The sequence below is a fragment of the Patiriisocius sp. genome, from assembly GCF_051252435.1.
In the GTDB taxonomy this organism is placed as follows: domain Bacteria; phylum Bacteroidota; class Bacteroidia; order Flavobacteriales; family Flavobacteriaceae; genus Patiriisocius.
In genome coordinates, this window is record NZ_JBPOFW010000001.1 from 205,733 (window position 1) to 226,290 (window position 20,558).

A 20,558-nucleotide genomic window follows, 5' to 3' on the forward strand; every position below is an offset into this window, starting at 1 on the left:
CACCTATAATTTATAAATCACGACTTAGTGAACTTGTGCAAAGGGTAAAAGCGAGGTAATTTTATCCTAAACAATAAATTATATAGTTATGAAAAAATCAATAATTACAGTACTGCTCATTTGTCTTTTTAGTGGTGCAACGAAAGCGCAATACTGGGACAAACAATTTACAAGCGATTTATTAATTCTTGACGAGTACGTTAAGAGGAGTGAAAAAGGAATTGACTTTAAAGACACAAATAGTTACACAGGAACTCCCTACAACAATCCATCCTATCTTAACGGTTCAATTTATAAAAACGATAAATTGCTTGCAACTAACGTGGGACTGCGTTACAATGCAATCGCCGATGAAATTGAGGTGAAAAAATCATTAACAGCCGATGATGAAGATGCCAAACCACTAACAAAATCTCCTGACATATATGTGAAAATTGTCAATGAAATATTTGTTTTTGTTCCTTATCAAGGAGGTATAGAAGGAGGAGGTTATTTCAGGGTAAACTATGAGGGTTCACAAATAAACCTTTATGAAAAGCTTGAGAAAAAGTTTACTCCAGAGCGAAAGTCAAAAAACACATTGACGCAAAGTGTACCGGCAAAATTTAAGGATGAGTTAACATATTACATTGTTACCAAAACAGGTAAATTTTATCAAATGCCGAAATCAAAATCTAAAAAATTCAATGTTTTTGGAGAAAATAAGGATTTGGTAAAGAAATATGTAAAAGACAATGATTTAGATATGGACAACGAAAAAGATTTGATTAGTGTCTTAAAATATTATGAGAACACGCTTTCATCGGTTAGTTCGAAATAAAATCTTTTAAATAATACGGTTCAAAATAAGCGACATCTTCGGTGTCGTTTTTTTTGTGTTTTATTTCGGCTATTGCTGCCATTTCTCTAGCAGATGGTAATGCTTGTTCATTAAAAATTGCATTTGGATGGTTACAAATCTCTTTAAATTTTGTTACCCCATCTCCAATGAAAGTTACATTTCCGAGGGAAAGATATTTCTCAAAGGAATTTTCATCTATGATCTCAGCTTGCGTTTCTCGAATCATTTCTTTGCTTGGATTAAACACAGCCGAATAGACCTCCATCCTTCTCGCATCTAGCATGGTAATCACGGTGGTATCTTCTTCAACTTGCATTGCTAAACTTTGCATTGTAGGGATTGAAATTAAAGGTACATCTAACGAATAACAAAGCCCCTTTGCTGCCGAAACACCTATGCGCAACCCAGTATAAGAACCAGGCCCTTTACTAACCGCTACGGCTTCGATATCGCTTTTTGTGATGGCGTCTTTTTTTAAAACTGCGTCTATGTAATTATGTAATTTTTCGGCGTGGGAGAATTTTTTGCCTTCTGTGTTTGAAGGATTGTCTTCCTGTAAGGCAATAACGCTTCCGTTTACCGAAAGCGCCACGGAGCAATTTGTAGTTGCCGTTTCAATACAAAGTATTGTTGCCATTATTCTTCTACTTCTTTAATATCCGCTTCTTCTTCTGTAACATTTACCAAATCGTCACATTTTAATAGTTTGGTAACTGTATTGTATGGGCCCGTAATCACTTCATCATTTTCTGAAAGTCCAGACAATATTTCAATATTACTATCATCTTGTATCCCCGTTGTGATTACTTTTAGTTTTGCTTTATCCCCGTTTTTTACAAATACAACTTCATATTTCTCTTCACTTGCACTTTCAATTTTTGATGAAGTGCTTTTTGTTTTAGAACAAGTTGTATCTGTTTTTATTACAACTGCACTAATTGGAATTCCAATTATCTTTTCTTTCTTTTCGGTAATGATATCTACAGTAGCAGTCATTCCCGGTCTAAAGGGTGAATAGTTTTCAGGTTTTCCTTCGGATAAATCTGCATAGCTTTCTGGCAATATTCGCACTTTCACTTTAAAATTAGTCACTTGATCCGCGGTTAATGTTGATTGCGCTGAGTTTGCGATTTCAGTAACGACACCTTTAAATTCTCTTTTTAGATATGCATCCACTTCAACAATAGTTTCGTCGCCAACGTTTACTTTTACAATATCATTTTCATTAACATCAACTTCAACCTCCATATTATTGAGGTCTGCTACTCGAACGATTTCAGTACCTGCCATTTGAGCTGTTCCAACTACGCGCTCTCCAAGTTCTACCGCTAATCTTGAAACAGTCCCAGACATAGGTGCGTAAATTGAAGTTCTTGAAAGATTATCTTTAGATTGCTTTACGTTTGCCGCAGCACTCTGCACACTGTAATAGGCACTTTTCACATTTGCTTGTGCTCCTTCAAATTCTGCCACAGCTCGATCCCAATCTGATTTTGAAATCACTCCTTTTTCAAAAAGCACTTTATTACGGTCGTAGTTACTACGTGCATTTCTTTCCGAAGCTTCTGCCTGTGCTAATTGTGCTCTTACATTTTGCAAACCTGCTTGAGATTGACTTACGGCAGCTTGGATTAAATCTGGGTTGATTTTTACTAAAAGTTCTCCTTTCTTAATTTGTTGTCCTTCTTTAATGGGAAGCTCAATTATTTCCCCAGAAACTTCAGAAGATAGAGCGACCTCAACTTCGGGTTGTATTTTTCCTGTTGCGGCTACTGTTTCAATAATATCTATTGGAGTTATTTTTGCTATCTCCACTTCTTTACCCTTGTTCGTATTTCCGAATAAACCAGCTTTTTTCCCTCCCACTAGTACTACGAGAAGAACAGCAATAATTCCAAGAAGCCAGTACAGTGTTTTTTTCTTCATATTAAAATTTTAATTCGGTTACTGGAACTCCAAAATAAAGTTCTAGCACCTTTATCTTAAAAATATAATCGTATTTCGCTCTATTTAATGAAATGACAGCACTATCATATCTCAATTTTGATTGACTAAAATCAAATGCATTTGTAACTCCAGCGTCATACCGGTCTTTTGCATATTGGTAAGCCAATTCTTGACTTTCAACCGCCTTTTGAGCAGCCTCATACGCTTTTAAAGAACCTTTAGCGTCCACAAAAGATTGATATACATTGCTCTCTAAATCTAGTTCAGCCTGTTCCAATAAAAATTTAGAACGTTCAATATTTATCTTGCTTCGCTTTACATTATTTTTAACCTGAAATCCATTAAAAATAGGAATATTCAATTGCAATCCGTAAGAGATTCCATCATTTTGATACACTTGATCAAAAAATGGATCTGGAGTGGAAATCCTGTTAATTGTATTTGGAAATTCACCAATTACCGCTTGCCCTGTTTCTTCTACAATACCAATTTGCTCAGTTATTATTGGGTTATCTAAGTCAACCGCTTGTTCAAACGACGTTGCATTTGTATATCTTGTATCGTAACCAAAAAAAGCACTCAATGAAGGATAATAGGAAGACCTAGCAATTTGCAAATCTTTTTTTGCCAGTTCAACATTAGCTTCGGCTATTCTAACTTCGTTTCTATTTTCCTTGGCTGCTGAAATTAATTCTTCAACGCTTTTATCTGAAATTTCAGAATTTATGATATCGTATCCTTCATCAACAACATCAAAATTTTTATAATCCTTGATTAACAACAATTGCGCTAAACTAATGCGTGATATTGTTAATGCATTTTCTAAAACAGCAATGTTTTGAAGCTCACTTGCATTTGTTGCCTGAATTTCTAATAAATCTCCTCGAGGCAGAACGCCTGCGTCAACCAATTGGTTTGTGCGGTCAATTTGGTCAACCGTAACCAGATTCTGAGCTTGCGCCGATTTTAAATTTTCTTTATTGGTCAAAACTTGTAAATATCCGTTGGCTACAAATAGCGCAATGTCATCTTTCATTTTATCCAGTTGATACTCAGCTGCAAGTTTTGAAATATCTGCACGCTGTAATTGTCTAAAATTTGCTAGACCATCAAACAGAGTGTAGCCCACATTTATTCTTCCAGTGGCAGAAAGAATGGTAGCTGTTTGTGCGTTATTTGTAACTGGGTTAAAACTCAATCCAGTATTTTCAGAAACACTTCCGCTTGCATTTAATGTGGGTAAAAAATTACCAATCGCTGCTGTTTTTTCAATTTCAGAAAGTTCAACATCAAGCTCACTTTGTTGAATAGAAATGTTATTTTCAAGTGCATGAATGATACATTCTTCTAATGTCCATTTTTTATTTTGTGCCTGAGCATTAAACGCAATGACACCTATAAAAAGGAATACTATTAATTTTTTCATGATTGATTGTGTTGCAATATTTGTCTTTAGTTATTTAATATTGTTACAGACGGCTTCTCAAAAAATTATCCTTGACCTCCAAATGCAGGTGCTGCCTTTAATTGATTCCAAACTTTAATTTTGTCGTCTTTTGATATCCCGCTCTTGATTTCTACATTGAGACCATCGCTTACGCCTAGCTCAATATCTTTTCTTTCAAACTCTTGATCTCCAACCAAGACTTCTACGAAAGGTTTTTTTGTCTTGGGGTCATATTGCACCAATGCTTCTTTTATTGCTAGAACATCTTCCGCTTTTTCTAATATAATGGATGCATTTGCGCTTAATCCGGCTCTAATAAATGTAGTGTCTTGTTTTGCTAGCGTACCTTTAATTTCAAACTGTATAGCTCCATTTTCACTCACCCCTTTTGGGGCTATATAATCTAAAACTGCATCAAACTTTTTATTTTCAATAGCTCCAACGGTAATTTCAAGAGGTAGATTTTCTGTAATTTTACCCACTTCACTTTCATCTACTTTTCCTTCAAAAATCATTTTATCGACATCTGCAATAGTAGCAATTGTTGTCCCGTCGTTAAAGTTATTTGATTCAATTACTTGATTCCCAGTTTTTACAGGCACATCTAAAACCATCCCCGAAACAGTTGCTCTAATCTCAGTATTTGCTGAAGCTCCTAAGCCACGAGTAGTTCCTGTTTGAACAATTTCAAAAGTTTGTTGTGCTCCTTGCAAGGTTACTTTTTCTTGATTGTAACGTTGTTGCGCTTGGTCAAAACTCAACTGTGCTTGGTCAAATTCATTTGCAGAAATAACCCCTTTGTCAAATAATTCTTTTTGGCGATTGTAAATGCTACGCTGACTTTCTAGCGCCAAACGGGCAGTTTCCACACTCGTTCTTGCTCCATTTATATTATTTTTAGCCGTGCTCAACGTGTTTACATTGGGCACTACTTTTACTTTTGCAATGAGGTCACCACTTTTTATAATGTCTCCGGCTTCCACAAAAATTTCTTCGATAATCCCTGAAATATTTGGCTTTATGAGTACTTCTTCTTTTGGCGTTATACTACCCGTAGCCACCGTTTTCTTGACGATTGTTTCCATCGTTGGAGATTCGGTTGTGTAAATGATTGGGTCTTCGGCATTTTTTGACCAAAGCCAATACATGGCTCCTACAAATAGCACTACAATAGCGAGAAGAATTATTATGGTTCCTGTTTTTTTCATGGTACTGCCCGACTTTTCAGGGTTGTTTTAATTGGTTATACGTAAAGGTTGTCAATTTTAAAAGCTTTTTTAGTGCTTCGGAAATTTCTATGAATTTAATTTTTCGTTGTTATTTTACAAATCATGTTCTTACAAAGGGGTCATTTGGGTCACGTTTTCGCGTAAGCTAACCCATCATTTATTCGGTTCTTAATGCATCAACAGGTTTAATTCTTATCGCATTTTGTGCGGGAATCAATCCCGCCAATAATCCTGAAACTATTAAAATAATTAGCGCAATAAACACTACTCCAATATTGACCGATGGGTTTAAAAACATCATTTCACTGGTGTCCATTCCATCCATAATTGAGTTTACCAATGCCAATAAAGCTGATGCTAAAACGATGCCCGCCATCCCAGAAATGATTGTCAAGAAAATAGATTCTAATAATATTTGCGATCGTATCGCCCAGGGCGTCGCACCCAATGCTCTTCGAACTCCTATTTCTCGCGTTCGTTCTTTCACCACAATAAGCATAATATTACTAATGCCGATAATTCCTGAAAGCAAGACCAGTATTCCTACAAAATAGGCCACGGCATTTAGCGCAATAAAAAGTCCGTTAATCTTACTGAACTCTTGATATAAATCAAAATGCCCAACCGCACGATCATCTGTTGGATCAATACTATGTCTAGATTTTATGACATCAAAAACCAGCTCTTTTAAACTTGTAATAGAAGACCCATCTTCTGCCGTTACTGCCATCCAACCTACATTTTCTCCCATATTGAATGCTTGAGAAAAAGATGTAAATGGGACAAATATTTCTTTTTGAGCTTCTTCTGCGTCACCGCCTCCATTTGCCTTTTTTGTATAGGTACCAATCACCAAAAAATTAACTCCGTTGATTTTTATATAAGATCCTATTGCCTCTTCGCCTAGATCATAAAGCCCTGTTTTAACTGACTCACCAATAACAGCCACTTTTCTTTTATCATCAATGTCTGAGTAATTTATAAATCTACCCGTAACGATATTCATGGGTTGTTGTTGGATGATTTCGGGGTAATCGCCATATACATTATACGCGCCAGTTTTTAAACCACGAGTTACATTATTTGCTCCTCTAAAACCGCCCAATTGATTTCGTGGCGATACGTAACGTAAATTAGGGACACTCTCTTTTATAGCATCAACATCACTAATTTTAAAATTGTAACGTCGTCCTTTGGGTAATCCTTTATATGGTTTTGAAGCGGTTTGAGACCACATGAACATGGAATTCGTTGCCATACCGGCAAAACCTTGTTTTACACCATTTTCGAGTCCGTTACCTGCAGCCAGCAAAATGACCAATATAAATATTCCCCACAAAACACCAAACGCTGTCAATAGGGTTCTAAACCAATTGCTGCTTAATGCCTCAATGATTTCGGTCCAACTATCTCTGCTAAATAATTTACTCATCTCTTAGGGCTACAATAGGTTTAATATTTGCTGCGCGTCTTGCGGGAATAAATCCTGCAATTGCACCGGCTACAATCAAAATAATAACTGTGGTGATTGCAACTCCAAAATCAACCGATGGATTTAACAAATAATCACTCTCAATTAAAGGCCCAACAAATTCGAGAAGAATAAGGCTAAAAATGAGTCCTAAAAATCCTGCAATCGCTGTCACAAAAATAGACTCGTGCAAAATCATACCTATAATTGAAAGTGGTTGTGCGCCAATTGCCTTCCGAATGCCAATTTCCTTTGTACGCTCTTTTACAATAATGAGCATAATGTTACTCACTCCTACTACTCCTGCTATAATGGTACAAATACCCACTCCCCAGAAAAACCCACGAATCATAGCAATTAAATCAAAAAATCGTTTTGCGTTTTCTAGTGTGTTATTAATATTTATGGCTCTTTCGTCTGTGGGAGAAATGGTGTGTTTTTGTTTTAAATCTGACTCTAACGATGCGGAGAAAATTTCTGAAGCAGCAAGTGCATCCTCAAATTTATCTTGTTTTTCAAGCGTAAAAACCATAGACCTTAACTTATTCCCGGCGGCATAAACGCGTTGTGCCGTTGTAAGCGGAATGAAAATTCTTGTCTCTTCACGCTCTCCTCCAGGGTCTGTATAAACACCTACAACTTTATAGTTGATTCCTGAAATTTCAATATATTCACCAATCGCATTTTTACCTTTAAACAAGTCTAGATATACTCTGTTACCAAGGACGGCAATTTTTTCGTTATTTACTAAATCACTTTCATTGATATATCTGCCAGAAGTCATTGTTTCGTTTTCCAAAAATTGATAATCGCCTTTTACTCCCTCAATGCGATAACTTCCAGATTCCTTGCCGTAAGTAGCTAACTGGCCCCATACACTATAGACGCCAGATTTATATTCTAATTGGTCAATATTTTTTCTTTCAGCCAGCGCATAGTCATCATTATCCATTTCAATACGTCTGCCAGGATTTAACCCTTTATAACTTTCTGCGGTAACACCTGTCCATACACTTATACGTGTGGCTGCATCATCTTGAAATTCTTGCCCTATTCCATTTTCCATCCCTTGACCAATGGCAAGCAAAATCACTAATATAAAAATACCCGAAGCCACAGAAAGCCCCGTCAAAAAAGTACGTAACTTATTTTTACGGATGGTATCAAATATTTCTTGCCAGCGCTCAATATTAAACATTCGAAGTCTGTTTTAAATGGAGATGTCTTTGTTTTGCTTCACTTGCTCGAACTTGTTTCACTACAGAGTCGTCTATGATCAATCCATCTTTTAAATTGACAATACGTTTGGTCATGTGCGCAATATCATCCTCGTGAGTCACGATTAAAATAGTCTTCCCTTCGTCATTAATGTTCTGAATCAACTCCATCACTTCGTAAGAAGTCTGCGTGTCCAATGCCCCTGTTGGCTCATCTGCTAATAATACTTTTGGATCACTTGCCAATGCCCGTGCTATAGCTACACGTTGCTTTTGACCTCCAGATAATTCATTTGGTAAATGTCCCGCCCATTCTGCCAGCCCTACTTTTTCTAAGTAGTGTAAGGCTTTGTCCATACGCTCAGCACGCTTTACACCTTGATAATACAAAGGCATTGCCACATTGTCTAAAGCCGACTTATAATTGATAAGATTAAAAGATTGAAATATAAAACCAAGAAACTGGTTTCTATATTTTGCGGCTACTTTTTCATTAAGATTTTTAATGGGTTTACCATCCAAATGGTACGTACCGCTATCTGCCTCGTCAAGCATTCCTAAGATATTTAAAAAGGTAGATTTTCCTGAACCCGAAGAGCCCATAATAGAAACCATTTCTCCTTTTTTTACTGAAAAATCTATACCCTTGAGCACATGTAAGGAATTGCTCCCCATGTGATACGATTTATGTAAGTCTCTTATTTCAATCATTGGTTTTGTATTGCAAATGCAAAATAACAGTCTATTAAATTATAAACTGTAAAAATATTGTTAAGACTTTGGGGATACTTGGTTGCTAGTCTATTTAAAATAAGACTCTTTAAAGGATTTATTGTTACAGTTGATTTCTTAAAATAATGTTAAATCAATTTAAAAAGAATCGATGAAGGGCAATAGTAGATTCCTTCACGATTCTAAAAAACTTCTTCTTCGGAAATATAATGGAATTGAAAATTGATAATTCTGAAAAAGAAATCAAAGTACTGTTAAAAATAAAAGCCTACGTGTTTCTTCGGAAATTTTAAAACAAAACAAATTTCCGAAGCGAAAAAAGATTTTAAGAATTGTCTTGAGCTTTATTTTTTTGACGGTTTCGGTAAATCATGTAGCCTATTCCACCAACGAGCAAATAAGGGAAAATCATTAAATACATAATCCCGTTATTAATTCCTTTAGCCATGGTGTTGCTCTCTTCACTTTCAAGAACGGCACGGCACATAGCGCATTGCGCCTCGGCAGGTATTGCGAAGAGTAAGATTGCAATCGTAGAGAATATGATACCTTTTTTCATAAATAGAATTTGTGAGCAAGTATTTTAATAATAGGGTGAAATCATAAAATAAACAATCACTCCTGTAACCGCAACATACAGCCATAACGGAAACGTAATTCTAGCCAGCTTTTTATGCCTAACAAAATCTCCCGAAATCGCTCTCACATACGTAATCAACACAAATGGAATGACCGTGATCGACAAAAGGATATGTGAAATCAATAAAAAGAAATATACATACCTAATCACACCTTCCCCGCCATAAGACGTAGAATCTGAAGTCATGTGATACGCCACGTACATCAACAAAAATAGCACAGAACAACCTATTGCGCTTTTCATTAATAGCTCGTGTGTTTTTCTATTTCCTTTTTTGATTTGCAGTACTGCGGCAATGAGCAATATCGCCGTGATTGCATTAATAGTAGCATATATAGGTGGTAAAAAACCCATACGCTCCACTCCAGGAATTCTCACCGTAAACAAAACTGCAACTGCTATTGGAATTACGATAGATAAAATCCAAATCCAAACGGTGTATTTTTTTGATATTGCTACTTTTGACATATTTTAAAATAAAATTACTTTTCGCTTAATAGCTTTTCAATATCAGTTACAAGCATTAGTATCCCTTCATCTTCAAGACCGTTGTAATAATATAGTGGATTGCCATAGGCGTCTTTTCTTGATCTAACTACACCATCTTTATCCACCAATGCGAACATTCCAGAGTGAGCAAACCCGTCGACATCGTTCTCATCTTCGGCAGCGTGTAATTTAAAGTTATTGTTTGAAAGATCTAATATTTCGGCTTTGCTTCCTGTAAGAAAGTTCCAGTGTGGATGTGTTACTTCGTAGCCTTCTGCATATTCTTTTAAGACTGCCGGATTATCATGTGCAGGATCAATAGTTATAGAGGCAATACCAAAATCATTAATATCGCTAAACGCATCCTGTACTTTTAACATATTCTGGCTCATAATGGGACAGATACTTGAGCAGGTAGTAAAGAAAAATTCTACCACATACACCTTACCTTTATAATAATCATTAGTAACGGTCTTTCCATTTTGATTTGTAAAACTGAAAGGGGCCACCTTTTGTAAGGTTAACAAAGGTGCTGCATCATCTTTTGTCAATGCCACTTCGTCTCCAGCAAGAATTTCTATTTCCTCGTTTGTTAATCCTTGTGTTTTTGTAATCGACTTTATTTTTGAGGTTTCCTCGTAAGCTTCTTGGTCATAATTTTGAGGAATACTACTCATTCTATCATTATCGACTACAGAGCCATTGGTAATACGCTCGAATATCTTAGGGATAACGATAATCCCAAAAATCAATATAATGGCAGACATGCCTATGTATTTACTTTTCATTATATCTCTCGCTTGTATTTATCATTCTTTTTGAGTGCTAGTCTGTATTCTGCAAACACTACTTTTACATCTTCGGTCATGCGGTTATTGATATCTGCAACATCTGCCGAGTTGTACCCATAAACTAATCCGTTTTCGGCTTTATCATCGTCATCGCGTCCTCTTAAATTCATTTCCTTATCGACTATAAAAACATAGGGTGTTGCCATGTTCTTGTCCAAACTATATCCAGATTTTAAAGAGTTGAAAACATTTTCAATTTCCTGATCTGTACTAAAAGCAAACTTCCAATGGTTGGTATCTGTTATTGTTTCTAGATTTGACTTTAATATTTTAGCTTGGTTTCGTGCACTTTCGGGAAGCAGTATTAAAAATTGGAAGTCATCAAATCCTTGATATTTGGAATATATTTTATGCGCCAAATTGTATGTATAGGCTTTAGATTCAAGCGCATCTGTACCAAAAAATCCAAGAACCGTAATACGCTCATTAAGCTGAACAGGATTTCCTTCCATGTCTTTAAATGCGCTTACTTCGGAAATTTGCTCCACTAAAACGGGTAGTTTTCCAAAATTGTTTACCCCTGTAGCAAAGAACATATAGATTGAAATAGGCAGCAGAAACAAGATACCGAGTACTATTTTTTTCTTTGTATTTGAGGCGTTCTCCATGGACTGAAATTTCAGAATACAAAAATACACGCTAGAAGTGTCTTGAACAACATAGTACCGTTAAAAAAGAAAATACTTGGGTTTAACCTCTAGGGATTGTTCAAAACAACAAATCCCGCTTTGCAGCAGGATTTTTGTTGTTGTTACATTTCACTCTTAAAAATCGAATTTAATATAGTTTTCTTTATATACTTCAAAGATGTAGTCTCCTTCAATTAAAAGTATCAATACTAGGTAGCAAATCAAGAAAATTGCCGTCCACACAACCATACGACGAAGACCTTTAGTCTCATCACGCATGTGCATGAAATCCCAAGTAATGTAATATGCTTTTACAATGGTAAGAAAGATGAAGATTAAGTTCAACGGCTTCATGTAAATGAACGGTGACAAGAATATATTTGCCAGCGTTGCCAAAAATCCACCTTCAAAAGGAGACATAAAAGGGGTCATTAAAGACTCTGGCTTATAAATACCCAATGCTACTTCTATAATTGTTACGATAGAAAGGAAAACAAATACTCCCCAAATTTTCTGTTCATTATTCTTGAACTTCAACTTTCCTCTAAAGATTGCTAAATTATGTTCGTGATGTGCCATGTGTTATACTATATATAATATCTTAATTATAATTCTTATTGTTAAACGAGGTAGAAAAAGGTAAATACAAATACCCAAACTAAATCTACAAAGTGCCAGTAAAGACCTACTTTTTCAACCATTTCGTAGCTCTTTCTTCTTTCGTACGTTCCAATGACTACATTAAAGAAAATAATGCAGTTAATGATAACTCCAGAGAATACGTGAAATCCGTGAAATCCTGTGATAAAGAAAAAGAAGTCTGCAAACAATGGATGCCCATATTCATTATGTTTTAGGTTTGCACCTTCTACAACTAATTTTCCATCATTCTCAATTTTTGCTATTGACTCTGCTCTTGAAAGAACCGTAGGATGTCCATGCTCGTCAAGATATTGTGTTCTTATCAACAAATTATCATTCGCTAAAAACCCCGCTTTAACTTCTTCAAAGCCATAGCTTGTAGCAGACTCGCCATTCATATACCAAACACCATTACTTTCTACATGTGCTTCTACAGTACTAGGTAATTGCACCGCAAAGTCTCCAATTGCAACGCGATTACCATCAGTATCTAAAAATTGTAAAATCTTTCCTCCTTTTGTTTCGACCGCACCATAGTCACCTTTAATAAAAGTAGCCCATTCCCAAGCTTGTGAGCCTACGAATATCGCACCCCCAATAATGGTTAAGAACATATATAAAGCTACTTTACTCTGCTTCATTTTATGCCCTGCATCAACGGCTAGTACCATTGTTACAGAAGAGAAAATAAGGATAAATGTCATAAACGCCACATAAATCATTGGCGCCGGAACTCCGTGTAAAAACGGAACGTGTGTAAAAACTTCATCCGCAATAGGCCAAGCATCTACAAATTTAAATCTTGAAAAGCCATAAGCGGCCAAAAATCCTGAGAATGTCAAGGCATCTGAAACGATGAAAAACCACATCATCATTTTCCCATAACTAGCTCTTAAAGGTTGGTTTCCACCTCCCCAAACTGCTCCTTTATCATCTGTTTGTACCACAGTAGCTTCCATATAAAATAGTTGGTTTTAAATAGGCTTCAAAAATACAGCATTTTTTTTTCTCATGAAACCTCAAAAATCAATTTGTAAAAATCGTGTTAAAATAGGCTTCGGTGCTGTGAACAAGCCACTTGAAAATATGATTTTAAATTAAGTGAAATACAAGAATAAAAACAAGTAAATCCACAGTATATCAATAAAATGCCAAAATGTTACTGCTAGTTCTAGACCCAGCGTATTCCCTTTGACATACTTTAGTTTATAATGATTATAAATTACAACAAGAAGACATATCAACCCAACGGCAATATGTGCTAAATGCAATAAAACGACAAGATAAATAAATGAAGTTGTGATACTACTCTCACTTCCAGTAAAGTAATAACCATTTTCAATGATTTGTGAAAACCCTAAAAACTGCAGATAGACAAATGTAATTCCCAAAATAAGCGTCGCTATCAAAAACAACATACCTTTGCTATTTTCTTCCTTTTTAATTGCACTTTTCGCCAAAATAAATGTAAAACTACTCAGCACAATTACTGCTAAACTTATATAAAATGCCTGCGGAAGATCAAACCCACTCAACCAATCAGGACGCTCTTTACTTATTATATAAGCACTTGTCAATCCTGCAAAACTCATGGAAAGACTTATCAAACCAAAAAGCAACATATTCTTTTTAGCACGTCTCGTTTTTTCTACTTCATTTCCCTGTGTATAATCCATTTTTTCTTTCTTCTGAAATGTAACTATCGTATAAACTTATCTGCCACATAAATAATTTGTAACAGCGTAATGTAACTCACACTTACCAGCATTAATTGTTTTGCAGCCTTATCCGTCTTTTCCCTATACAATCTCACAGCATAATATATCATCCAAATACCAATACCAGCCACCAATATTGACGAAATAGGCGTGATATATAATTTACCCGTCACCCCAAATGCTGGAACTAACGAAGCCAGCACCGTCCAAATGGTATATAAAATAACTTGAATTGCTGTCCCTTTATCTCTTCTTCCATTGGGCAACATAAAAAACCCACCTTTTTTGTAATCTTCAAACAAAAACCAGCCTATTGCCCAAAAGTGCGGAAATTGCCAAAAAAATTGAATCATAAAAAGTGTTCCTGGCTCTATCCCAAAATCATTTGTAGCTGCAACCCAACCCAACATAAAAGGAATCGCACCAGGAAAGGCTCCAACAAATACAGATAATGGTGTTTTAGTTTTTAAAGGAGTATATAAGGCAACATACATGAATATCGAAATCGCACCAAACATTGCAGTTTGAGGATTAATGGAATACAAAACTACCAATCCAATTAGCGTAAGTACAATACCAATGGCAAGCGCAGCATTAACCGACATTCTGCCAGCAGGAATAGGCCTATCCTTTGTGCGTGTCATCAAAGCATCGAGGTCGCGTTCCATAATTTGGTTGAATACATTTGAAGCTCCCACCATACAATACCCTCCAATACAAAGGAGCAATAAAACCATAAAATCAACACTTTCTGCACCCAACAAATAACCCGCAACCGAAGAAAATACAACACTAACAGATAACCGTATTTTAGTAATCTCTGTAAAATTTTTAATTACAGAAGTAGGTTCGCTATGGATTTGTGAAATTGCCAATCTATTTGCTATTTTGCAACATGTTTAATTACGGGTGCAAAGATACGGCACAAGCTTAATTTTTCACAACTTAAAACCAACTATCTAGTAATTAATTGGAACAGATTTTGTAATTTCAAATCCAAAATTAAACTTCAAGAAAAACACTTAAATAAATAAAATTTCTCAAATGCGCGCACTACTTATTACTTGTCTCTTAGTTCTTTGTTTTACAATGCCTTCCATTTCACAAGAAGATGCGGCCCAACAAAGTGGCATTATTTTAAAAAATGTAAAAGATGATATTTATATGCTCAAAGGCAAGGGTGGAAATGTTGCCTTTGCAGCAGGAGGAAATTCTGTTTTGATGATAGATGATAAATTTGCAGAAAACACGTCAGCAATTTTAGAGCAAGTTAGAGCAATCAGTAAAAAACCAATACAATTTTTAATAAACACACATCATCACGGCGACCACACGGGTGGAAATGAAAATATTGCCAACGAGGGCGCCACAATCATCGCTCAAGATAATGTGAGAGGGCGAATTTTCGAAGCAATGAAAACTTCGAAAACAAAAATGAGAGAAGAAGCACTTCCCGTTATCACATTTTCAGAAGACATAACAATCCATCACAACAATGAGCCGGTCATGATTTTTCATGTGCACAACGCTCATACAGATGGTGACGCGGTGGTCTTTTTTACTCAAAGTAATATTATCCATACAGGAGATGTGTTTTTTAATGGCAAATATCCATATATAGATTTGGAAAGTGGCGGAAGTATTGAAGGCTATATAAATGGACTCGAGGCTATTTTAAAAGTGGCAGATGAAGACACCATTATTATTCCCGGCCACGGTGAATTAGCCACTAAAGTTGATATAACGAAAACCATCAATATGCTTACATATTTTTTTAAACAAGTAACCTATCAACACGGAATGGGAGTCACGGAAGCCGAAATTTTAGCTAATACAGATATAACAAAAAAATATGACGACCTTGGCTACGGGGATGGATATGTTTCAACCGAAAAAATATTGAAGACTATTTATGATGATATTTCAAAGAAAGATAAGAAGGAATAATAAATAGTATTGACTAAAAATCATAATACCAATTAAACAAATCGGTGCGGATACCAAAATTTACCCACTTTGTATTTTCGTCAAAAAAATTGGTTTGTTGCACTTCAGTATCAAAATCGCGGAGGATTAAACTGCCGTAGATTTTTAAGTTTGTGGATGGGTTGATAAGGTATCCGGCTTGCAATTCGGCATGAAAGAATTGCGTTGTGTTACCTTGACCTAAATCGTTATTTAAATCTCCTCTTCGCACATCTTCGGTTCCATAAATATCTCCTCCAAAAAAGCGGTCGTTTGTAGCTTCATCAAATTCTAATCCGCGTTTGGCAGTAATCAATTTTACATCTCCAAAAATTCTACCGTGATTGTATCTTGCAATGGCAATAAATTCGGAAAAGTTCGCTCCTAACGTATGCGCCATAGATTGATTATTGTGACCATAGTTTAGAGTGATACTATTGTGCGAATAAGTAAACGGGCGCACTCTGTTATATTCTGCTTGCAACATCAATCCGTCAACACCAAAGGGATTGAAATACTTTACTCCCAATTGATATCCCGTTTTGTTTTTATAGCTACCGTTTCCGCCGAAAATATCAGAAGAAGAAAATTCGTCTATGATGAGCTGCCCGTAGGCGTTGATTTGGTCTGTAAATTTATATTTTGTGCTAAGTCCAATAACCGCATTCCCTCCTCGTGAGCCTGTTGAAAATTCAATGGCGCGGTAAAAAATCACAGGATTTATATAATTTAAGTCAAAACCGCGGTCATTGTCATTTTCCCAGATCACCGTTTCAAATAACCCAATGTTCAATCGCTTTGTTACATTATAACTCAAATAATGATTTGCCATATATTTTGTTCTAAAAGAACCACTCTCTGTTACCTCTGGACGTACATCGCGTAATGACATCCAAGTATTAGTGTATTTAATTTTCCAAAATGTAGTATTCAGTTTTATAAATGGATACGGGCTGGCGTTATCGCTTAATAACAAAGAACGATATCCATCTCCAATAAAGTTTTTCCCGTGACCCAATTGCGCATTAAACCACTTGCTTGGTGAATAAGAAACGTGACCTGTTGCTATGGGATAATCGTAGGAATCTGTTCTAAATGCCTTTGCGATACCCCGTCCTGGGATGATAGCGGGGTTTCCTCCGTCTGGTCTGATTGATTCCGCATAGCGATTAAAGTAGCCTGCAAATCTTCCTTGACTTTCTTGTATTGTTGCAAAGAAACTAATGTTTTTTCCTAAGCCACCTTGCATGTACACAAGTCGTGTGTTGTTATAAGTATTGATATCGTCGCCAATATCCTTACCTGCTTGTAAATCAACTCCTGGGTCAAGCGTTAACCAATAATCTTCACCTTGCAAACGCACCATATTTTCATTCCAAAATTTGCGCCCAAACCAAGATGTTTTGTCAAATAAAAGTTCTTCTTTTTTAGATTTGAAATCATAATACTTATTAACTTCATTATAAATGTATGGTTTTTGTGCGGTGTGGTTATTTGTTCCCACACGATTCATGGCTGCATCAAACCGTCCATATTCATGATGGGAAAGCGGAATGTTTATATTACTTTCATATAATGGGTCTTCGTAGGGAATTTTTTTAATATCGTCATATTCAGTAATAACAGCTTCAATCTTTTCGGTTTTAGTGGGTTGGTTGTTTGGTTTGATTGTTTGATTTTGGCTCATTTCCGAAGAAATAAAAACTCGTTCTATAGGTTGTTGCAAAGGGATTGCCAATGGCATTGTGAATTGAACGTAGGTAGGCTCGCCATTGAATGTTGCTGGTTCAATTTTTTCAAACGAATTAAAAACTCTTTTTGTCTCATCTATAAGTTCTTGATAAATGGCATCTACATAAAGCACTTTGAATGTCCCCTCTTTGTTCACTTCAAAGAAAATATTAATGTTTCCGTTATAATTTTCTTTTGAAACAATTTGAGGCACTTTAAATTCGGTAAAAACCTTTTTTTGAACCTCATTAAAAAAACATGTTTCCAATGCACCAACTTGCTGGTCAGCGCAATTGGGAAATACCGGGTATTTTTCATAAAGATTTGCGGGAGTTTGCGCAATACCGATTAGGGCAATAAGACTGAAGAAAAAAGAAAGTATAGGCTTCATTTAGCAGTATTTAGGGGTGGAAAGATACGGTTTTTACCGTCTTGTTACAACGCAAAAAGTGCGCAACCGTTGTTACGATTGCGCACTTTTAAATGGATGTGTTGAAAAGTTACTGCACTTTAAAACTAATAGGCACCATATATGAAACATTTACATTGGTGTTACCCATTTTTCCAGGCGTCATTTGTGGCAATTTGCTCAACACTCTAACTCCTTCTTCTCGCATATCTTTTTGGGCTGCTCTTGCAACCACGTCGGTCACATTCCCTTGCGTATCAATTTTAAATTGTACCCAAATTTTATGAATATCGTCTTTCTTGAGATTATTAAAATCATCAGAATTAAATCTTTTACTTATGAATGCAGAAATCTTTGATGACATGCATGCCTTTCTTTCTTCGTTATTACTTAAAGACTCGCAACCAGGAAATACAGGTACAAACTCTACGCTATTTACGTTTTCAGTTCTATTGGGGTCTATTGGTTTTACTGGCGTAGCAACTACAGGAGTATCTATAGTTGGTCTGTTGTCCATTACGTCAACTGGAGCATCATCTACAATTAGTGTAGTATTTGATACTACATTCACTTTGTCTCTTATAATTGGAACTGGAACTTCCGGCTTAGGAACTTTAACAAGAGCTACTGGCTTTTTAATTACTGGAGTTTCTTCCACGGTGTAATCAATTGTTGGTGGGTCAAATTGCTTGTCAGGTGCTGGCCCAGGCAGATTACTACTATAGCCGATAGTAGTTTCCATTAAAAAGATGACGGCGAGTAAACTTATAATTAAGCCTATTTGAAAAAACAACCCGCTCGGTAGTTTACGGTCAATTTGTTTTTTCTCTTCCCTTTTACTAAGCATTTTTGGTTGGTTGCTTTTTACATTGTTAACTGATGGTTTCATAATGTATGTATTTAAGGGTTTATAATAATATTAACATATCAATGAATGTGCCAAGAGATTTTACTAAACCAATAAAAAAAATTTAATTATTTGAAAAACAACGTAATGAAATAAAATTAAACAAAAAAACCCGCTACTCTCGTAGCGGGTTTGATATTTATAAAAACATAATTAGTTTTCTATCTTAAATGTAATGGGTAGTGAATAAAGCACCCCTACAGCTTGACCACGTTGCTTACCTGGTGTCATTTTAGGTAACGCGTTAATGGTTTCAGAAGCTTCTCTTTCCAATCTTGGGTGTGGAGCTCTTGCTCTTACATCTGTAATTGTTCCTGTCTTAGAAATCTTAAACTGTACATATATTTTTTGTATTCCTTCAAGACCTAAATCACTAGCGAGCTCTGTATCAAACTTTTTTTGAACGAACGCAGTAATTTTTTCTGACATACATTTTCTCTTAGCTGCGTTGTTTCCTGCGCTTTCACAACCTGGGTAAATTGGCACATTCTCAATAACTGCAAATGGTACGTCCTCAATAACCTCTTCAACTGCCTCTTCGATTTCCTCGATTTCTACAATTTCGGCTTCTTGGTTTGTTTCGGTCGACTTAATAATAGTCTCCTCGATTTCCTTTTCATCCTCAACTACCTCAAGCACTTCTGGTGCTGGTGGTGGTGGCGGAGGTGGTGGCGGAGGTGGTGGTTGATTGATTTGAGTAAGCGGGATGTCCTCATCAAGGTCATCACCTACGTTAAGCATATCTCTAGAGAGGTCACGGTCATAAGACTTCCACTCTACAGCTTGCCACGACAAAAATAACATTAAAGCAAGTCCTGCAAGGAAGTAAACTCCACTCCATTGCTTAAGGTCTGCTTTAGGATTTTTTTTAGGTTCCATAATTGTGTCTTTATATTACTGCTAAAATATAGAATTTCTACTTTATTCTAAAACAATAATCTTGTTAAGTTTTTAAATCTTTCTTTTTACAAAGGTAAAGCCAAGGTATCCAGCGAGTAGCCCAATACTATTTGCTACTACATCCATAAAATCTGCCTCTCTCGTTGTGGTGAAGATTTGTTGACAAACCTCAATTAATATGCCATAAAATAAACAACTAATGATTATCACAATTAAAGTTAAAGTACTTAAATTGTTACCTTTCCGAAGAAAATTATACAGCAGCCACAAAAAAACAAGAAAGCTATTAATAAAAAAGTGCACTGCTTTATCAATGTGAGGAATACCGGGTGAAGGCAGATCTCTAGTAGGAGAAAGCAGTGCAATTGTTATAAATACCGTGTAAAAAACGGCAACTAAAAGTATATTTTTATGATGCAGCAATCGACTCTGCATAGGCTGCGCTATCAAGCAAATCATCGACTTCGTCCATATTGCTTATTTTAATTTTCACCATCCATCCTTCTCCGTAAGGGTCTGAATTTACTTTTTCGGGTTCAGATTCTAGGAGTTCGTTGAACTCGATGATTTCGCCAGAAAGTGGTGAGAATAAATCTGAAACTGTTTTAACGGCTTCAACCGTGCCAAAAACGTCATTTTGGTTAAGTGTTTCGTCAAGGGTATCTACTTCGACATAAACGATATCACCCAATTCTCCTTGGGCATAATCAGTTACTCCCACGGTTGCCACATCACCTTCAATCTTTACCCATTCGTGGTCTTTTGTGTATTTTAAATCTGCTGGAATATTCAT

General features: G+C 36.0%; 22 protein-coding genes. 2 read left to right on the forward strand and 20 right to left on the reverse strand.

Going from position 1 to position 20,558, the window contains the following annotated elements; all coding sequences use genetic code 11:
• Nucleotides 1-88 precede the first annotated feature (88 nt).
• Nucleotides 89-820: a hypothetical protein gene (locus ACSHW7_RS00925; RefSeq protein ID WP_435677437.1), complete on the forward strand. Its 732-nt coding sequence runs from the start codon at nucleotides 89-91 to the stop codon at nucleotides 818-820.
• On the opposite strand, the gene tsaB is transcribed toward ACSHW7_RS00925, so the two are convergent.
• From tsaB to cyoE, 15 genes are all read right to left on the reverse strand, one after another.
• A complete protein-coding gene (gene tsaB, locus ACSHW7_RS00930; protein ID WP_435677438.1) occupies nucleotides 807-1,478 on the reverse strand; it encodes a tRNA (adenosine(37)-N6)-threonylcarbamoyltransferase complex dimerization subunit type 1 TsaB in 672 nt (223 codons plus the stop codon). The genes ACSHW7_RS00925 and tsaB overlap by 14 nt on opposite strands.
• A complete protein-coding gene (locus ACSHW7_RS00935; RefSeq protein WP_435677439.1) occupies nucleotides 1,478-2,767 on the reverse strand; it encodes an efflux RND transporter periplasmic adaptor subunit in 1,290 nt (429 codons plus the stop codon). The genes tsaB and ACSHW7_RS00935 overlap by 1 nt, the downstream gene beginning before the upstream one ends.
• Nucleotide 2,768: 1 nt before the next feature.
• Nucleotides 2,769-4,214 carry a TolC family protein gene (locus ACSHW7_RS00940; protein ID WP_435677440.1) on the reverse strand — a complete coding sequence of 482 codons (1,446 nt, stop codon included), beginning with the start codon at nucleotides 4,212-4,214 and terminating at the stop codon, nucleotides 2,769-2,771.
• 65 nt (nucleotides 4,215-4,279) lie between these two features.
• A complete protein-coding gene (locus tag ACSHW7_RS00945; protein ID WP_435677441.1) occupies nucleotides 4,280-5,443 on the reverse strand; it encodes an efflux RND transporter periplasmic adaptor subunit in 1,164 nt (387 codons plus the stop codon).
• Nucleotides 5,444-5,621: 178 nt separating this feature from the next.
• The gene (locus ACSHW7_RS00950) at nucleotides 5,622-6,896 is read right to left on the reverse strand and encodes an ABC transporter permease (protein ID WP_435677442.1); all 1,275 of its coding nucleotides are present in this window, start codon (nucleotides 6,894-6,896) and stop codon (nucleotides 5,622-5,624) included.
• Entirely contained in the window at nucleotides 6,889-8,133 is a 1,245-nt protein-coding gene (locus ACSHW7_RS00955; protein WP_435677443.1) for an ABC transporter permease, read from the reverse strand. Before ACSHW7_RS00955 ends, ACSHW7_RS00950 begins: the two co-directional genes overlap by 8 nt.
• Nucleotides 8,126-8,863, reverse strand: a complete 738-nt coding sequence (locus ACSHW7_RS00960) for an ABC transporter ATP-binding protein (RefSeq protein ID WP_435677444.1) — start codon at nucleotides 8,861-8,863, stop codon at nucleotides 8,126-8,128. Before ACSHW7_RS00960 ends, ACSHW7_RS00955 begins: the two co-directional genes overlap by 8 nt.
• 346 nt (nucleotides 8,864-9,209) lie before the next feature.
• A complete protein-coding gene (locus ACSHW7_RS00965) occupies nucleotides 9,210-9,443 on the reverse strand; it encodes a hypothetical protein (protein ID WP_435677445.1) in 234 nt (77 codons plus the stop codon).
• Nucleotides 9,444-9,467: 24 nt separating this feature from the next.
• Nucleotides 9,468-9,992, reverse strand: a complete 525-nt coding sequence (locus ACSHW7_RS00970; protein ID WP_435677446.1) for a DUF420 domain-containing protein — start codon at nucleotides 9,990-9,992, stop codon at nucleotides 9,468-9,470.
• Between the two features lie 14 nt (nucleotides 9,993-10,006).
• Nucleotides 10,007-10,801: an SCO family protein gene (locus ACSHW7_RS00975; protein WP_435677447.1), complete on the reverse strand. Its 795-nt coding sequence runs from the start codon at nucleotides 10,799-10,801 to the stop codon at nucleotides 10,007-10,009.
• Nucleotides 10,801-11,472, reverse strand: a complete 672-nt coding sequence (locus ACSHW7_RS00980) for a hypothetical protein (RefSeq protein ID WP_435677448.1) — start codon at nucleotides 11,470-11,472, stop codon at nucleotides 10,801-10,803. The genes ACSHW7_RS00975 and ACSHW7_RS00980 overlap by 1 nt, the downstream gene beginning before the upstream one ends.
• A gap of 156 nt (nucleotides 11,473-11,628) precedes the next feature.
• On the reverse strand, nucleotides 11,629-12,072 hold the full coding sequence (locus ACSHW7_RS00985; RefSeq protein ID WP_435677449.1) for a cytochrome C oxidase subunit IV family protein: 444 nt from the start codon (nucleotides 12,070-12,072) through the stop codon (nucleotides 11,629-11,631).
• A 41-nt stretch (nucleotides 12,073-12,113) separates the two neighbouring features.
• Entirely contained in the window at nucleotides 12,114-13,094 is a 981-nt protein-coding gene (locus ACSHW7_RS00990; RefSeq protein ID WP_435677450.1) for a cytochrome c oxidase subunit 3, read from the reverse strand.
• A 138-nt stretch (nucleotides 13,095-13,232) separates the two neighbouring features.
• Nucleotides 13,233-13,811, reverse strand: coding sequence for a cytochrome c oxidase subunit 3 (locus tag ACSHW7_RS00995; RefSeq protein ID WP_435677451.1), 579 nt, complete (start codon nucleotides 13,809-13,811; stop codon nucleotides 13,233-13,235).
• 23 nt (nucleotides 13,812-13,834) lie between these two features.
• The gene (gene cyoE / locus ACSHW7_RS01000) at nucleotides 13,835-14,722 is read right to left on the reverse strand and encodes a heme o synthase (RefSeq protein ID WP_435678247.1); all 888 of its coding nucleotides are present in this window, start codon (nucleotides 14,720-14,722) and stop codon (nucleotides 13,835-13,837) included.
• 175 nt (nucleotides 14,723-14,897) lie between these two features.
• Here cyoE and ACSHW7_RS01005 point away from each other — a divergent pair, with 175 nt between their 5' ends.
• Nucleotides 14,898-15,800 carry an MBL fold metallo-hydrolase gene (locus ACSHW7_RS01005; protein WP_435677452.1) on the forward strand — a complete coding sequence of 301 codons (903 nt, stop codon included), beginning with the start codon at nucleotides 14,898-14,900 and terminating at the stop codon, nucleotides 15,798-15,800.
• A 13-nt stretch (nucleotides 15,801-15,813) separates the two neighbouring features.
• On the opposite strand, the gene ACSHW7_RS01010 is transcribed toward ACSHW7_RS01005, so the two are convergent.
• The 5 genes from ACSHW7_RS01010 to gcvH form a co-directional block, all read right to left on the reverse strand.
• Nucleotides 15,814-17,940 carry a gliding motility protein RemB gene (locus tag ACSHW7_RS01010; RefSeq protein WP_435677453.1) on the reverse strand — a complete coding sequence of 709 codons (2,127 nt, stop codon included), beginning with the start codon at nucleotides 17,938-17,940 and terminating at the stop codon, nucleotides 15,814-15,816.
• 109 nt (nucleotides 17,941-18,049) lie between these two features.
• Nucleotides 18,050-18,847, reverse strand: coding sequence for an energy transducer TonB (locus tag ACSHW7_RS01015; protein WP_435677454.1), 798 nt, complete (start codon nucleotides 18,845-18,847; stop codon nucleotides 18,050-18,052).
• Nucleotides 18,848-19,018: 171 nt separating this feature from the next.
• Nucleotides 19,019-19,744 (reverse strand): energy transducer TonB, encoded by a 726-nt coding sequence (locus ACSHW7_RS01020; protein WP_435677455.1) that lies wholly within the window; start codon nucleotides 19,742-19,744, stop codon nucleotides 19,019-19,021.
• A gap of 72 nt (nucleotides 19,745-19,816) precedes the next feature.
• Nucleotides 19,817-20,224 (reverse strand): VanZ family protein, encoded by a 408-nt coding sequence (locus ACSHW7_RS01025; protein WP_435677456.1) that lies wholly within the window; start codon nucleotides 20,222-20,224, stop codon nucleotides 19,817-19,819.
• Nucleotides 20,175-20,558, reverse strand: a complete 384-nt coding sequence (gene gcvH / locus ACSHW7_RS01030) for a glycine cleavage system protein GcvH (RefSeq protein ID WP_435677457.1) — start codon at nucleotides 20,556-20,558, stop codon at nucleotides 20,175-20,177. The genes ACSHW7_RS01025 and gcvH overlap by 50 nt, the downstream gene beginning before the upstream one ends.